General features: G+C 45.3%; 17 protein-coding genes. 9 read left to right on the top strand and 8 right to left on the bottom strand.

The window, feature by feature from the left end:
* Window positions 1–102: 102 nt before the first annotated feature.
* A complete protein-coding gene (locus JFC06_RS09860) occupies window positions 103–297 on the bottom strand; it encodes a heavy-metal-associated domain-containing protein (RefSeq protein ID WP_198334915.1) in 195 nt (64 codons plus the stop codon).
* A gap of 150 nt (window positions 298–447) precedes the next feature.
* Between JFC06_RS09860 and JFC06_RS09855 the strand changes: the two genes are divergently transcribed.
* Both JFC06_RS09855 and cueR read left to right on the top strand, forming a co-directional pair.
* Complete coding sequence (locus JFC06_RS09855; RefSeq protein WP_198334914.1) at window positions 448–2,925, top strand: heavy metal translocating P-type ATPase; 2,478 nt, start codon at window positions 448–450, stop codon at window positions 2,923–2,925.
* Window positions 2,926–2,990: 65 nt separating this feature from the next.
* Entirely contained in the window at window positions 2,991–3,383 is a 393-nt protein-coding gene (gene cueR, locus JFC06_RS09850) for a Cu(I)-responsive transcriptional regulator (protein ID WP_198334913.1), read from the top strand.
* A 173-nt stretch (window positions 3,384–3,556) separates the two neighbouring features.
* Here cueR and crcB read toward each other — a convergent pair whose 3' ends face one another.
* The 4 genes from crcB to JFC06_RS09830 form a co-directional block, all read right to left on the bottom strand.
* Complete coding sequence (crcB, locus tag JFC06_RS09845) at window positions 3,557–3,928, bottom strand: fluoride efflux transporter CrcB (protein ID WP_198334912.1); 372 nt, start codon at window positions 3,926–3,928, stop codon at window positions 3,557–3,559.
* A 55-nt stretch (window positions 3,929–3,983) separates the two neighbouring features.
* On the bottom strand, window positions 3,984–5,033 hold the full coding sequence (gene tsaD / locus JFC06_RS09840) for a tRNA (adenosine(37)-N6)-threonylcarbamoyltransferase complex transferase subunit TsaD (RefSeq protein ID WP_193006320.1): 1,050 nt from the start codon (window positions 5,031–5,033) through the stop codon (window positions 3,984–3,986).
* 239 nt (window positions 5,034–5,272) lie between these two features.
* On the bottom strand, window positions 5,273–5,806 hold the full coding sequence (locus tag JFC06_RS09835; RefSeq protein WP_198334911.1) for a c-type cytochrome: 534 nt from the start codon (window positions 5,804–5,806) through the stop codon (window positions 5,273–5,275).
* A 125-nt stretch (window positions 5,807–5,931) separates the two neighbouring features.
* Window positions 5,932–6,312: a hypothetical protein gene (locus JFC06_RS09830; protein WP_198334910.1), complete on the bottom strand. Its 381-nt coding sequence runs from the start codon at window positions 6,310–6,312 to the stop codon at window positions 5,932–5,934.
* A gap of 451 nt (window positions 6,313–6,763) precedes the next feature.
* On the opposite strand from JFC06_RS09830, the gene rpsU reads away from it, so the two are divergent.
* The gene (rpsU, locus tag JFC06_RS09825) at window positions 6,764–6,979 is read left to right on the top strand and encodes a 30S ribosomal protein S21 (RefSeq protein ID WP_010195908.1); all 216 of its coding nucleotides are present in this window, start codon (window positions 6,764–6,766) and stop codon (window positions 6,977–6,979) included.
* 196 nt (window positions 6,980–7,175) lie between these two features.
* Window positions 7,176–7,625 (top strand): GatB/YqeY domain-containing protein, encoded by a 450-nt coding sequence (locus JFC06_RS09820; RefSeq protein ID WP_193006317.1) that lies wholly within the window; start codon window positions 7,176–7,178, stop codon window positions 7,623–7,625.
* A 129-nt stretch (window positions 7,626–7,754) separates the two neighbouring features.
* Here JFC06_RS09820 and JFC06_RS09815 read toward each other — a convergent pair whose 3' ends face one another.
* Window positions 7,755–9,464: a M48 family metalloprotease gene (locus tag JFC06_RS09815; protein WP_227670208.1), complete on the bottom strand. Its 1,710-nt coding sequence runs from the start codon at window positions 9,462–9,464 to the stop codon at window positions 7,755–7,757.
* A 352-nt stretch (window positions 9,465–9,816) separates the two neighbouring features.
* Between JFC06_RS09815 and JFC06_RS09810 the strand changes: the two genes are divergently transcribed.
* From JFC06_RS09810 to thiS, 4 genes are all read left to right on the top strand, one after another.
* On the top strand, window positions 9,817–10,278 hold the full coding sequence (locus tag JFC06_RS09810) for a sulfurtransferase TusA family protein (protein WP_198334909.1): 462 nt from the start codon (window positions 9,817–9,819) through the stop codon (window positions 10,276–10,278).
* Window positions 10,279–10,518: 240 nt separating this feature from the next.
* The gene (rpoH, locus tag JFC06_RS09805; protein WP_198334935.1) at window positions 10,519–11,382 is read left to right on the top strand and encodes an RNA polymerase sigma factor RpoH; all 864 of its coding nucleotides are present in this window, start codon (window positions 10,519–10,521) and stop codon (window positions 11,380–11,382) included.
* 48 nt (window positions 11,383–11,430) lie between these two features.
* On the top strand, window positions 11,431–11,805 hold the full coding sequence (locus tag JFC06_RS09800; RefSeq protein WP_198334908.1) for a DUF423 domain-containing protein: 375 nt from the start codon (window positions 11,431–11,433) through the stop codon (window positions 11,803–11,805).
* A gap of 88 nt (window positions 11,806–11,893) precedes the next feature.
* Window positions 11,894–12,094: a sulfur carrier protein ThiS gene (gene thiS / locus JFC06_RS09795; RefSeq protein WP_198334907.1), complete on the top strand. Its 201-nt coding sequence runs from the start codon at window positions 11,894–11,896 to the stop codon at window positions 12,092–12,094.
* A gap of 265 nt (window positions 12,095–12,359) precedes the next feature.
* Here thiS and hpf read toward each other — a convergent pair whose 3' ends face one another.
* Window positions 12,360–12,740, bottom strand: coding sequence for a ribosome hibernation-promoting factor, HPF/YfiA family (hpf, locus tag JFC06_RS09790; RefSeq protein WP_193006312.1), 381 nt, complete (start codon window positions 12,738–12,740; stop codon window positions 12,360–12,362).
* Between the two features lie 345 nt (window positions 12,741–13,085).
* A complete protein-coding gene (locus tag JFC06_RS09785) occupies window positions 13,086–14,771 on the bottom strand; it encodes an RNA polymerase factor sigma-54 (protein WP_198334906.1) in 1,686 nt (561 codons plus the stop codon).
* A 319-nt stretch (window positions 14,772–15,090) separates the two neighbouring features.
* Here JFC06_RS09785 and JFC06_RS09780 point away from each other — a divergent pair, with 319 nt between their 5' ends.
* On the top strand, window positions 15,091–15,990 hold the full coding sequence (locus tag JFC06_RS09780; protein ID WP_198334905.1) for a nitrilase-related carbon-nitrogen hydrolase: 900 nt from the start codon (window positions 15,091–15,093) through the stop codon (window positions 15,988–15,990).
* Window positions 15,991–16,041: the final 51 nt, after the last annotated feature.

Here is a 16,041-nt window from a genome sequence, read left to right as displayed (position 1 = left end):
GTTGCCCACCCCAGCTTTTTCCAAGCAGTTAATAATCTCGAAATTATTAAGCCCATCCCTCCTTTCTGTTAATCGTCTAAGATGCACGACTATCAGGCTGATTCATTGCATTTGTGCAGGGAAACCATCTCTTGCTAAAGCAGCCATCATCTGATCAACACTTGCGATGGTGTCGATACTGACCACTTTTGTTGTCAAATCAATATCGACTTTGGCATTTGGATCGACATCGTTAAGAGTTGCTGTCACACCACGGGCGCAACCACCACAAGTCATATTTACAATTAATAGTTTCATAATCTTTCTCCAAATAAGTTTTATTTCATCACTAAGCTTACGCTTTGTCATGATGGTAAGGTCAAACACATTTTTAAAAAACAAGCTTGACCTTACCATTATGTCAACCTATATGCTGTTGATAACAGATTGAACATGATAGAGGATGTTATGAACTCAGAAAATAGTAAGTCTTATCTTTACAATGAAACATTGCCCATTGAAGGTATGACCTGTGCTTCATGTGTGGGACGGGTGGAAAAAGCATTAAAAAAAGTTGAAGGTGTTGAAAATGCTGAGGTGAATCTTGCGACTGAAAAAGCCATGATTTCCTCGTCTCAACCTTTAGACCTTATCGCAGTAACCAAAGCAGTAGAACGAGCCGGTTATAAGGTTTTGGCATCTCAGCCGATCGAGCTGTCGATAGAAGGTATGACCTGTGCTTCCTGCGTTGGACGGGTAGAAAAAGCCTTAAAAAAAATCGAGGGCGTACAACAAGCAAACGTCAATCTTGCTACTGAACGCGCATGGGTACAAGGCAACGCTCAAGTACAGAGTAGTGATTTGATTCAAGCCGTTAAAAAAGCGGGATACACAGCTAAGCAGATTGAGCAAAGTGTGAGTGTTCAACAGGATAAAAAAGCCACAGAACAGCAACAGCTGAAACGAGATTTAATGATCTCTTTAATTTTAGCCGTGCCTGTTTTTATTCTAGAAATGGGATCACATATGATTCCAGCTTTTCATATGTGGGTCATGGACAATATCGGCACGCAACAAAGCTGGCTGATTCAATGTGTTTTGACTACGTTGGTACTCATTTTTCCAGGCCGACGTTTTTACCAAAAAGGTATTCCAGCATTATGGCGCTTTGCCCCAGATATGAATTCATTGGTCGCGGTTGGAACACTGGCGGCTTATAGTTTTTCACTAGTCGCAACATTTATTCCAGAAGTTCTACCTGAAGGCACTGTTAATGTTTACTACGAAGCGGCGGCTGTGATTGTAAGCTTAATTTTATTAGGGCGTTATTTTGAAGCAAAAGCCAAAGGGCGTACCTCTCAAGCCATTCAACATCTAGTGGGTATGCAAGCAAAAACAGCACGCGTTCACCACAATGGGCAAGTGACTGAAGTACCGATTGCAGAGGTGACCACAGAAACGATTGTTGAGATTCGTCCCGGTGAGCGTGTTCCAGTCGATGGTGAAGTAATTGAAGGTCAAAGTTATATTGATGAATCCATGATTACAGGTGAACCCGTTCCTGTCAAAAAACAAGTCGGTGATCAAGTGGTAGGAGGAACGGTCAATCAGAATGGAACATTGAATTTTCGGGCAACTGCCATTGGCGACTCGTCGGTATTGGCGCAAATCATTCGCATGGTTGAACAGGCTCAAGGGTCTAAATTACCGATCCAGGCATTGGTTGATAAAGTCACTATGTGGTTTGTACCCATGGTCATGCTCTTAGCGGCTCTGACTTTTGCTGTGTGGTTTATTTTTGGTCCTGACCCTGCTTTGACGTTTGCTCTCGTCAACGCCGTTGCCGTCCTAATCATTGCTTGTCCCTGTGCAATGGGATTGGCAACACCTACCTCCATTATGGTTGGTACAGGTCGCGGTGCAGAAATGGGCGTCTTATTCCGTAAAGGCGAAGCGTTACAAGCTTTACAGGAAGTTAAAGTCATTGCGGTCGATAAGACCGGCACATTGACTGAAGGCAAACCAACCTTAACGGATTTTTATGTCCAACAAGGGTTTGAACACGAACAAGTCTTGCGTATTGTGGCATCGGTTGAAGCAAAATCTGAACACCCCATTGCCTTAGCCATCGTTCAGGCAGCTGAGCAACAAAATATTAGCTTATTACCGATTACTACTTTTGACTCTGTGACGGGATTTGGAATCAAAGCGGAAGTGGCAGGTCAAGCCGTTCATATTGGTGCTGATCGTTATATGCAGCAATTAGGACTTGATGTTACTCCCTTTAAAGACAAAGCGGCACACTTAGGACAAGAAGCTAAAACCCCACTCTATGTTGCGATTGACCAGAAGCTAGCAGCCATTATTGCCGTTGCAGACCCTATTAAAGACACCACTTATACCGCTATTGCAGGTTTACATCAATTGGGCTTAAAAGTAGCCATGATTACAGGCGACAATCGCCATACTGCGCAAGCGATTGCAGCAAAACTAAATATTGATCAAGTGGTCGCAGAAGTGTTGCCTGATGGAAAAGTAGATGCGATACGTCAACTGCAACAACAATATGGACGAGTGGCTTTTGTTGGTGATGGTATTAATGATGCACCCGCTCTTGCTCAAGCTGATGTCGGACTCGCAATTGGGACAGGGACAGATGTGGCGATTGAGGCAGCAGATGTGGTGTTGATGTCAGGTAGTCTACAAGGGGTTCCTAATGCGATTGCTTTAAGTAAGGCCACCATCAAAAATATTCGACAAAATCTATTTTGGGCATTTTTCTATAACATTGCTCTAATTCCAATTGCCGCAGGCGTTCTGTATCCAGCGTTTGGAATTTTGTTGTCACCCATTTTTGCAGCAGGAGCAATGGCGCTATCCTCTGTTTTTGTGCTAGGTAATGCCTTACGCTTAAAGTATTTTCAGGTGCCAACGATTAAAGCATAGATTGTATTAAGATAGGGTTAAAGTGGTAGTTTGGCTTCAACCCTTTTTATATCAGGAGGAAAGTTATGAATATCGGTCAAGCGTCAGAGCAATCAGGAATCTCTCCCAAAATGATCCGCTATTATGAACAGATCGGGTTGCTTGATGCCGCAAAACGCTCAAATTCAGGATATCGAATCTATTCTAAACAAGATATAAAAGACTTATGCTTTTTGAGACAGGCTCGTGATTTAGGTTTTTCCTCTAAACAGATGAAAGAGTTGCTTGATTTGCGGAAAAACACAGATCGGCAGAGTGCTGATGTCAAACAATTGACACTGACCCATATAGAAGTCTTAAACCAAAAAATAGCTCAATTGCAAGATATAGTAAGCGTGTTACAGATATCTGCTGATCATTGCTCAGGTGATAAAAATGCAGATTGTGCCATATTAGAAGATCTTGAACAGGGCAAATAAAGTAAATTACATGTAGTCTTACCTATCTTTCTTATCAATGCAATAGTCTAGAAATGTATACCTCAAGGGAACCACTCAAACAGACCTAATAAGAAAAAAATAGACCACTTAAAATAGACTGCTATAAAGGAACTACTTAAATCAGACTACTAAGTAAATAATTCTATCAAAGGCTACAAAACCAGCTTAAAAAAGTAAAAACCAAGCGCCGTCGCCAGTAATGTCAGTCCAACATGCAGCCCTATCAGCGCTAACCCTGCCAGCAGTCGTCCATCATGAATAAAACCAAATACCTCTGCGCTGAACGTGCTAAAGGTGGTCAGTCCGCCCAAAAAACCGGTAATCACAAACACGCGTACATTGTCAGACAGACCACTTCCCATACGCTCAAACCACACCAATGCCAGTCCGATCAGTAGTCCACCCAAGATATTGGCTCCCAAGGTGCCAAGTGGTATCCAACTGTGCACAGGATTAAAACGTGATAGCCACGCGCGCAGGCAGGCACCAAACGCTGCTCCTAAACCAATGGCGAACCACTGCATAAACGATCCTTACGTTAGCGAGATGTTAATGGATACATGTTCAAGCAACAAGCCATTAAACCGCTGGCAGCTCAGTCATGGGCCAACGCGGCACGCAGCTGACCGCCAAATCATCAGCCTGTCCCGCTTGCAGGCGCTCATAACCGGCATAGGCAATCATCGCGCCATTGTCGGTACATAAAGCAGGCGGCGCATAATGAACCGTGGCATTGATCTTGGCAAGCTCGGCTTCTAATGTTTCGCGCAAATGGATGTTGGCACTAACGCCACCTGCAATCACCAGTCGGCTCATCTCTGCTTGCTTTAACGCTTTGACGCATTTTTTTACTAGCGTGTCGACCACAGCATGCTGAAAACTGGCGGCGATATCGGCGCGGACTTGTGGATTACTGTCGGAGCCACTCCCTGAACCTTCAGTGTCTTTGATCAGGTTATGCACGGCCGTTTTCATACCACTAAAGGAAAAATCCAAGCCGCGATGTAGCATCGGACGCGGTAAATCATAAGCGCTGGGATCACCATTTTCGGCCAATTTGGCAATATTAGGGCCACCAGGATAGGGCAAGTTCAGCATTTTGGCGGCTTTGTCAAAGCACTCACCTGCAGCGTCATCTATCGATTCCCCCAGTATTTCATATTGCCCAACCCCGCGAGCGGCGATGAGCAATGTATGGCCACCTGACACCAATAACGAGACAAAAGGGAACGCTGGTGGATTGGCGCCCATCAGCGGTGCAAGCAGATGCCCTTCCATATGATGGACACCAATCGCTGGGATACCTAAGCCATAGGCCAAGCTGCGCCCAAACAATGCCCCTGTCATCAAGGCACCAATAAGGCCAGGGCCTTTGGTATAAGCGACGGCATCAATCTCGTCCTTACTGATATCGCATTGTGCCAAAAGCTCATTAAATAAAGGCACAAGCTTACGAATGTGGTCGCGACTGGCAAGCTCAGGCACCACGCCACCATAAAGCGCATGCAGCTCTATTTGTGAGTACAGCACTTGCCCGAGCAGCCCTTGATTGTCGCTGTCTATTTGCTCACTATCAAAAATCGCTAACCCTGTCTCATCACAAGATGTCTCTAAACCTAATACCTTCATACTGTTGCCTTTATATCGTTTTTTGCCGCGTTTTTTTGTTTTATACGTTTCAAGAAATGTCAGCAGCAGGAGCAAAAATGTCAGTTCGACACTTAGTGGGCTAAATGCGTTTGACTCAGCTCATCACATTTTTGAGATTGGTATCAATAAAAAACGGGCATAAAAAAACCGTCATTGTCAGTCACAATGACGGTCATTTTAGCAAATTTCAATGGCTGATATATTCTATATATACCGTATCAGCTTACTGACGCTAGCATGTAGTCAACAGCGGCTTTTACTTGCGCTTCGCTGACACCATTTACGGCTTGTGCTGGCATTTTATTAAAGCCTTTAGCCGAGTGCATGTACAGTGTCTCTTTGTCTTTGGTTAAACGAGCACTCCACGCCGCTGCGTCTCCATATTTTGGCGCATTAAGCAAACCGGCTTCGTGGCAGACCTTGCAGTTTGACTCATACAGTTTAGCGCCTGCATCAGCGGCCAAGACTTCAGGCTCAGCAGTCACTTCTTGCGCAGCCTTTGCGTCAGTAGCCGTTACCTCAGTATCTGTTATCTCAGTAGATTCGGCCTCAGCGATAGGCTCAGGCGTAACCACTTCAACCTCAGCTACGGGCACCTCTTCTACCACAGCGGTGGTTTCGGCAGGCTCATTGACCACAGCAGTTTCCTCCACCGCTTCGTTGTCACTACTGCAAGCACTTAGCACCAACAGGGCGCTGACACCAATAGCAGATAAAGTAAGTTTATTCACACGCTGTTGTTTATACTTCATGATCACACCTCTACTCGATATTTCATGGGGATGGCGGCTCATGACAGTATAGAACCTCATCACTCTTACCTACCACTTGCCAGCGCTAACCACCGTTAACTACGACTTATTCAGCCAGCAAGCGCTTATTGAGGCGCCGCACTACTAGTAGCTGCCGTCTCGGCACTGTCAGAACCTGCACCCGCCGCACCCGCATCGTCAGTAGCAGCCGTTTCTGTCATATCAGCGCCAGTCGTTTCCGCTTCAGTTGTTGCATCAGTCGTCGCTGTTTCGGCCGTTGCTGCGGCATCTGCTTCAGCAGCTGGCATCGGAGCTGTTTCTGGAAAATCTATGTCTTCAGCTGGCGGCGCATTTTTGATAGCCAGTGCCGCAGCTTCATCAACGCGATCTTTTGCCAATACTTCGTGTGAGTCGTGCTCGTTTTCGCCACCACAAGCGCTAACGCTCACACCCAAAGCGACGATAAATGCTGTGCTTAACGCCGTGTTTAGTACTGTTTTTCTCATTCCAACATCCTCAATAAAATGCCTATAAAACGGGTAATATGCTTAGTATTCCATACAAATTATCATAGCATAATCTCCGCCCAAACCGTTATAGACAGTAGGGATTTTTTATTCACACCATACAGCGCTTTTTGGGTCATTGTGCTACCGCTTTTATTACATTGCTGCCCCATAAATTTGAAACACGCTTATCAGTAGCGCCTGCCTGTCAACACGTCTATTTCATGATGTGATGAGTTTCTGTGGCACTCTGCAACTTAATGATAAATAGGGATTAATGCGCTAAAAGCATTGACTTTGTTGATATTTTTTATTAAAATACCTGCCCTTGTGCTCCTGCGCAATATTATCCTAGTTTGAGCTGATGCCAGTAATCTTGAGATATTACGGCTAAATACTAATACACAGCCAAACTAATGCCTTTGTATCTCATCCTAATCGAGGAGTCTTCATGCCTGCAGTTAAGGTTAAAGAAAACGAACCAGTTGATATCGCTATCCGTCGTTTCAAGCGCGCTTGTGAAAAAGCTGGTGTATTATCAGACGTACGTAAGCGTGAGTTTTATGAAAAACCAACGCAAGTACGTAAGCGTAAAAAAGCAGCTGCTGTAAAGCGTTATAAGAAAAAGTTACAACGCGAAACTATTCGTACCACTCGTATGTACTAATCGATAATACGATTAGTTAAGTACAAGCGCTACATTAACGCCACTGTTATCCATCGATATCAGTGGCGTTTTTTATGCTACAATTTTTATTATTGCTGACACATGCTTTTATGAGAGTCCGCATCAGCAGGCTTTCACCTTAACATTGAACGAATAGCGTTTCACCCATAAAACTTAACGTACAAGGATAATAACCGTGAGCCAACTCAAACAGACTTTATCAGACAATATTAAAACTTCTATGAAAGCTCGTGAGCTTGAGCGGGTTAAAGTCTTGCGCAATGTGCAATCGGTCGTCAAACAAATTGAGATTGACCGTCAAACAGAACTTGATGATGCCCAAGTACTAGAAGTATTACAAAAGCAGCTAAAACAGCGTCAAGAGTCGCTCACTATTTTTACAGAAAATGGCCGTGATGACTTAGCGACCAAAGAGCAGTTTGAGATTGATATCATTAATGAATTTATGCCAAAACAAATGAGTGATGATGAAATTAGTGCGTTAGTCAACGCTGAGATCGCTGAGCAGGGTGCGACCTCAATGCGTGACATGGGTAGCGTGATGGGTGTGCTAAAGACCAAAACCGCTGGCCGTGCGGATCCTGCGTTAATCTCTAAACTGGTTAAAGAGGCGCTACAGGGCTAATCGTTGTTTGTGGCATCATAAATGCTGCATCGATCGCCACCACTTAAGACAATGCTTTACAACCAATCGCCTATCAAAAAAAGCAACCGTCTGTCATAAAAACCATCACCTATCGTAAAAAACAACCGCCTAAGGCTCAAAGTCTTTGGCGGTTTTTACCGCTTTTATTTCTGCATTAATATTGGCTAATAGCGGACGGGCGCTGCTGGCTTGTGCGGTATTTTGCATTTTTTCCGTCAGTTGTTTGGCTTGGGTGAGTGAGGTAAGCGCACGATCAAAACGACCACTCCATAGCTGATCATGACTGCGATAGCGTAATGCGTTGATGGTCGCAATCTTGGCCAATTGCGGTGATGTCGTGGTTTTGGCAAGCTTTTCATTGGCCAGTTGTAGACTCTGCCACGCGTAACGATCGCTTGATTGCTGCTCAGTCAACGGTTTGAGCAACGCTTGCGCTTTCACAGGTTGGTTACTATTGGTGAGTGCTTCCGCCAAATAAAGGCGCAGGTCACGACGCTCAGGATACAGGCGCTGCTGGCTCTCTAAAATATCAGCGGCCTGTGACCACTTGCCTTGTTCACTTAAAATCTGACTGTGAGTAATCGATAGCAAGGGCTCTAATCCCTGACGCCGCGCCGCTGGCCACGCTTTAATCTCAGCCAATATCTCCTCGGCGTCTTCAAAGCGTTGCTGCTCACCATACCAGTGCATCAAGGCCAGTTTGGCACCAACGCTATTTTTCGCAGCGGTCGTTAATACTGTCTCAGAGGCGTGCTGACCCGTACTTTGTACGCGCCAATAAAGCAGATCAAATAACGTCTGATAACGTTGCTGCTGGTTTAGTGATAATGAGGGGTAGTGCTGCGCGCGACTTTGTGACTCACTCAGTCGCTCATTACTGAGTGGATGCGACCGTACAAAGCTTGGTAAAAACCGTTTCTCCACTTGATTGAGCTGGCTTTGTTGATTCATCGTGGCAAAAAACCGTGGCATGGCTCTTGGGTCATAACCCGCTTGGGTCATGATTTGCATCCCTACTCGATCCGCCTCACGCTCATTGCTACGACTAAAAGCCATACTACTGTTCATCGTTGCGGTTTGGCTTCCCATCATTACCGCCGCCGCCGCATCACTATCGACAGCTGACGCTGCAATCGCGGCCAGCATACCGCCTATCTGCATCAGTAATGCTTTTTTACGTTCATCTGCCCCATTCTCATAGTGATGTTGGCTGATGTGAGCGACCTCATGCGCCACGACACTGGCAAGCTCATCCATGCTACTGGCGGCCAAGATCGTCCCTGTATTGAGACCAATGACGCCGCCTGGGGCTGCAAAGGCATTGATACTCGGACTGTCAATAATAACCAAACCTATTGGTGCTTGTTGCCGTGCTTGTGCATTTAGCCGCCACGTCATGTCTTTCACGGTTTCATGAATCCATGGGTCATGCTCCATCTTGATGCGCCCATTGACGTTTCGGAGCGACCACTCGCCAAGCAGTTTGTTTTGATACTGCTCAGCAAAGCTTAACCCCTGCCCGCGCAAATTGGGTAAACTCAACTCTTCTGGGTTTTGGGATTGCCACGAGCTGTAGGCGAATGGCGCCGCTTGGCTATTACTATTGCTACTGTCATTACTGTTAGCAGCGGTGGTCACCGCCAGCAGCGTAGCTGAAACCACCAGTTTAAGAGCGCGTACTACTGAGATAGCGCCGCCCATTCTTTTTTGCGAATAGAAGGGCGATATCACCTCCAGCGTACGCTTGGCTGTCTTGCCTGTATTCAACTGCTTCATGGTCGCCCTATCAAGCATCGACTGTCTATTAGAGTGGGACAAGTGCTTATCCTATACAAGTACAAGTGAGTGAAGACAACGTCTTTTTGACTATACGAGCTTATGTATATAAGGTCAATTCTAGTAAGCGTTTGACTACCAATAACCAAGTAGCCCGTCACTGTTGTGAAACATCGTTATGTGATTCTAGAGAATCGAACATGACGTTGACTATATTCAACTGCAATTACCTACTGGCTATTTGATATAATAAGCGTCTACAACGATAGGTTTGACTCGCTATAAAGTAACAGCTGATTAGTACAAAAAACTAAATAACGAGATTTTGACGCCACCTACTGATAATAAAAACAATATTACCAACCAAAAATTTGATGTTTATAAGGTATATCTTATGTCTGCTGATAGTCAGCCCACCCTCACATACGCACCTTACTCGATAAATTTATCAGCGACCTTGTCTGGCGCTGAGCAACAAGCGGTGGATGCCTTGTTAACCTTGTTGCCAGCGAATGATGCGGCAACTGCAAGTAGCAAAACAGAAGAAGAGCAATCTACGCTTAATATTGTGCGTTTCGTCGATGGCCGCGGACTTGCTTGTCCCATGCCGCTGTTAAAAACCAAAGTCGCGCTACGCGATGTCACCAGTGGCGAGTCGTTATACGTGGTCGCCACTGATGCCAATTCGCAAGCGGATATCACGGCTTTTTGTCGTCAAAGCCAGCAAACAGACACAGCAAACCAGCTATTACTGAGCCTTCATAGGGTCACTAATCCACCGCCAGATGATAGCGTACCATCACAGCGTTTCGATACAATATATCACTTCATCATTACCAAAACTGATAGCAACTAAGTATCGCTATCCTTTACAATTACAACTATAAAGATTTTATCTGACTATTTGCTTAACTATTTAACCAAGGTCAAGAATATGGCTAATACTTCTAATGATGCTGCGAAAACGAGTAAAAAAGACGATGCAGCGCCTATAAAAAATGAGGCACGGGATGCCGCGTTAAAAGCAGCGGCACAGCGCCCTCCGTATGATTCCAGTGCGCTTGGTGATACCAGCACGCGAGACTTAGTGCCCGCGATGCCCACTCATTTATCAGCGCCAGGGGTGAATTTGGGTGCATATATCAATACCGTTCATCAAATCCCAATTTTGACGCCCGTCCAAGAACAAGAGCTGGCTCATCGCTATTATGACGAGGGTGATGTGGAAGCCGCGCGTCTGCTAGTCATGTCACATCTGCGCTTTGTGATTCATATTGCTCGCAGCTATTCAGGCTATGGTTTACCGCAAGCCGATTTGATCCAAGAAGGTAACTTGGGACTCATGAAAGCGGTAAAACGTTTTGATCCGAATAAAGGCGTCCGTTTGGTGTCTTTTGCGGTGCATTGGATTAAGGCTGAAATTCATGAATTCGTTATTCGTAACTGGCGCATTGTCAAAGTGGCGACCACCAAAGCACATCGTAAGCTATTCTTTAACTTGCGTAGCCTCAAAAAAACCAATAATCAGCTGACGCTAGAGGAAGCGGATGCCATCGCCAATGACTTAAATGTCACTCGCAAGCAAGTGCTAGAAATGGAATCACGCCTGACTTCCTATGATGCGTCTTTTGAAGCACAGTCTAGCGATGATGACGACGGCCGCTATGCGCCGCAACTGTTCTTAGAAGATGGGATTGATCCTGCTGAGCAGTTAGAAGAAGAGGACTGGGAAGAGAATAATTCTTCAGCCTTAATAGCAGCCATGGGCACGTTAGATGATCGCTCACGTGATATTGTCGAGCAGCGCTGGCTCTCTGAGCAAAAATCTACCTTGCATGAGTTGGCAGCCGTCTACTCCATCTCTGCTGAGCGTGTACGCCAAATCGAAAAAAATGCCATGGATAAGATTCGCGATGCCATGACCATTGATAGCGTGATTTTGCCCGATGACCTTCAATAAGAGCAGCCTTTTAGTTGCGATGTGTCTTTAAATAACGCGAGTTTCGCTATGGTAAATTGGATAGGTATTGCAGCGACCAATATGGCTATCGCTGTTGGACTAGGAGCGTTCGGTGCGCATGGCCTAAAAAGTATGGTGAGCGCCCAGCAGCTTGCATGGTGGCATACGGCAACCCTCTACTTATTTGTACATGCGCTGGGCTTGCTACTGGTTGGTCTATTGATTCAGTTCAGATACGCCACGCAAACCACGGCATGGCTACTACAGATTGGCATTCTTATATTTGCTGGTAGCCTATATGCGATGACGCTTGGCGCACCGCGTTGGTTTGGCGCGATTACGCCTATCGGTGGTGTTTTGATGATTATGGGTTGGCTCTGGCTTGCCGTAACGGCTTTTCGCTTAGGTCATTTAGAGACCTAAATGCCAAGCAGGAGATAGTCATTAGTCAAGTAGTCGATAGAGGTAAGTTGGTCAAAAAGGAATGTTTAATAATTTAGGAGCGCGTTTTATGATTACCATTAGCGTCAATGGCAAGAATTTACAAACCACCCATCAGACGGTGCAGCTGGTCATCAATGAGCTGGGACTGAGCCAAGGCCGTTACGCCGTAGAAGTCGATGGTGAGTTGATTCCAAAAAGTGAGCTTGCCCAGTTACGTGTCGTCGAAGGTATGAATATTGAAGTGGTACAAGCGGTCGGTGGCGGCTGATGAAGCACGGTGTTTAAAACTAAGACGGCAGCGTCACGTTCGCTTCATTTACTGACGCCCTACCTTACGTTCTAAGACTCGCTTTATTGCTACTCAAGTTTATGGCTCATAAAAAAGACTTCAACCTATGATACGGTTGAAGTCTTTTTTCTTTTTACGCGTCATAGTTTAGAGGCAGTAAAATCGAATAATCTGACTATTTATACCTTTATTATTTTATTAGTCGATACTCATTAAATCTTACGCTCACTAAACGTCACTAGCATTATACGGCTGGCGCCACATCAGCGGTGGTGAGGTCTTCATAGCGTCCATCACGCCCTGCACCCTGAGTCTTTTTCCGCTCTTGACGGGTTTTATATTTACGCACCTGTCTATCAAGTTTGTCGGCCATGTCATTAATGGCTTTATACATATCATCTTCGCAAGATTGGACAAACATTTCTTGACCTGAGACTCGCAAAATCGCTTCCGCTTTGTGGCATTTTTGACCGCCATCGCTCGCGCCGCTGTTGTCTAACGACAAGATCACTTTAATACTTTGTATCTGATCAAAATGACGCTCTACTTTGACAAGCTTTTCACGAACCGCTGTGTCCATAGCTTCGGTAACACTGATATGGTGACCACTGATAGAAACATTCATATTATCGTCCTTTTATTATTACGTACAGTCAACAGATGAGGTGGCATTCCTGCCTTTATCATCCTGCCTTACCAACAACTGCCTGAGTATTTTTAATAAAAGAGGAACTTATCCTTATATAGCTGCCTTTTTATTAAGTAGTAAATGACTGAGGTAACCTTGTTGGTATGACTCTAATTTGTCATGAAAACTAAATAGTAGCAAGACAAAATATTGTAATTAAATGTAATAAATCCTGTTGTTTCCTAAATGTTTCTATATAATCAAAAAATTTTATTTTTTATATTTATCCATATCGTTTTAACAGCTATCTGACCCTGCTAATGAGTCAGTAAGTCACGACCGTTAATACTTTTGTTTACGCTGGGTAGATGAGCCAATATTCATCGCTTCCCGATATTTGGCCACCGTCCTTCTGGCGATATCGATACCTTCTGCCAATAAACAATCCTTTATACGGCTGTCTGACAGTGGCTTTTTAGGATCTTCATCCGCGATGAGTTGCTTAATCATGGCACTGATAGCGGTTGATGAGATATCCCCATCCGTGCTGCTCACGTGTGAAGAAAAGAAGTGCTTTAAAGAAAACAACCCTTGCGGTGTCAAAATGGTTTTGCTGGTGGTCAGACGCGAGACAGTAGACTCGTGTAACTCCACTTCTTCTGCGATAACTTTTAAGATAAGCGGTTGCATGGCAGTGGCACCGTACTGTAAGAAGTCTTGCTGATAGCGCACAATACTGGTGGCGACTTTGAGTAGATTTTGATTGCGTTCTTCGATACTACGAATGAACAGCCGCGCATCGGTGAGGTTTTCACGTAGGTATTGATTGTCAGGGCTGTCATCACCGCGTTTGACTAAGTTGGCATATTCTTGATTGACTCGTAGCTTTGGCAGGGTGTCAGGATTCAGACGCACATGCCAGCCTCCGCCTTGTGTATCAGAGTTACTATCTCCATCACGGCGACGCATAGGGGTGACAAGCACATCAGGAATATCGTAGCTGGCAGGCGGCTGAGTGTAGTCTGGCTGATTGCTTTGAAACAGCAGTCCTGGTGAAGGGTTTAAAGTACGCAATAGATTGAGTGCTGGGGTGATGTTCTCAGGAGCAAGCCCTGTGCGCTCAGTGAGTGCTTTGATATTGTTGCTTACCAAATGCTCGCTTGCTGATAGTAATGCTTGCGCTTCTTTTAAATGCTCAGTGTCAGCCTGTAGTTTAGCTAACTGAATCGCTAGGCATTCACTCAAATTGCGCGCCCCCACCCCCAGCGGGTCGCAAGATTGAATAATACGCAACACCGCCATTATTTCGTCATGTTCAACCCGTGTCTCCCACTGATAAAAGCTCGCCATGGTGTCAAAGCTTTGTAACAGCTCGTCGATATCGAGCCGCACAAATCCCATATCATCCATAGCGTCCATCAGATAGGTGGCAATCAGCGTGTCCGTCTCTGATAGACGCTTAAAGTTTAGCTGCCAGCGCACATGGTCTTGTATAGTGGCGGATGTGCCGCCTTGATAACTATCAAAATCCTCGTCGCTTTTGCTGTTAGCTGACGTGGTAGCAGCAGAGGCATGGTTGCTACTCTCAAAACTGTTGTGGTCAACGTTACTGTCATCCAAACCACTGTCGTCATCGCTATCCGTCGCTTGATACTCCATTGCCCCATTATCAATACTCGCTGGCTGTAATTTGTCGAAACCATCACTAAAGGCATCACTAAAATCATCATTATACTCAGAGGCATAATCAGAAATTGACTCGGGATCGTCGGACTCTCCACTAAATGACTCCATGCCCGCACTTTGGTTCCAGTCATCAAGTGTTAAAGGCTCCCCTCTATCATCGGCGTCATATTCCTCTTCGTCATCCTCGATACGTTCTAGCAGGGGGTTACTATCCAGCTTGAGCTGAACCTCCTGCGCCAGCTCAAGACTAGAGAGTTGCAGCAACTTAATGGCTTGCTGCATCTGCGGTGTCAGTTTCTGTGAGGTACTCAGCGTGGTCGCCAATCCGAACGACATACTCATGCGTGGTTTATTACACTCCGATGGTGGGGATAGTCTATATGTATAGCCAGTTAAACTAATGATTTAACCTAATCAGGACATGACGATAGCATTTTTTACCGCAATTTTGCTATGATAATTTATACCCTGCCCAGATACGCTTGTTATGTTCTGCTTATAAGACCTTTTAAATTTGTTTATTTCGTCATTAAACGCTGCATTACTCATAACAAAAATCTGATCACAATCGTAAGCGTGTTATAAAAAATAACGAGATAACTGTTTAGTAATGCTAGGGTTAATGACATCAGTCTTAAAATCAACAGCTGGGAATAATACTATGAGTGACACAACAGAGAATCATCCATTTACCACAGCGGCCATTCAAATGAATAGCCAGCAAGACATAGAGAAAAACTTAACGGATATACAAGCCGCCATTATCGATGCCCATAAGCAAGGCGCTAAGCTTGTGGTCTTACCTGAAAACTGCTGTAGCATGGGGCAACAATTTGCCACCGCTGAGCGCTTTGATGAGCTGTCGGCGACGCTCGCAAACTATGCAAACACGTACAATATTTACGTGCTGGTAGGTTCACTACCTTGCGCCTATCGCCCTGATGGTGTGATCGTTCCTAATGGTAGGTTACGACAAGTCAGTCAGCTGTTTGCGCCTGATGGCTCGCGGGTGGCACGCTATGACAAAATTCATTTGTTTACCGCGACGGTTGCGGACAAACAAGGCAGCTATAATGAAGCGGCAACTTTTGAGCCGGGCACACAAACCGTGATGGCACCGATTGAAGTCAATGATGCGGTTTATCAATTAGGTATGATGGTGTGCTTTGATCTGCGTTTTCCAGCATTGGCACAACGTCTGCGTCAAGCAGGGGCTGATCTATTGAGTGCGCCGTCAGCCTTTACCTACCTGACCGGTCAAGCCCACTGGTCGCTCTTACTGCGTGCGCGTGCCTTAGACAGTCAATGTATGGTGATTGGCGCGGCACAAGGCGGCGACCATGTCTACAAAGACGGTAACATCCGTCAGACATGGGGACACACAGCGATTACCGCTTATGATGGAACGATGATCAACAGTTATGATCACAGCGAGCTGGATAAACCCACAGGGGCAAAAGCAGACAAGAATTATGCCATAGTCATGGCGTCATTAGACAAACAGGCGCAAGTACAAGGCCGCCAAAAACTGCCAATCTTTGACTGCCATCGTTTGGCTTAAAGTAACTTAGATAATTAGTAGCTTAGATCATTAGGACAACTACCAACTTAG

Origin of the sequence: Psychrobacter namhaensis, from assembly GCF_016107545.1 — a bacterium.
Classification (GTDB): domain Bacteria; phylum Pseudomonadota; class Gammaproteobacteria; order Pseudomonadales; family Moraxellaceae; genus Psychrobacter; species Psychrobacter namhaensis.
This window is presented reverse-complemented; position numbering and strand designations above follow the sequence as displayed.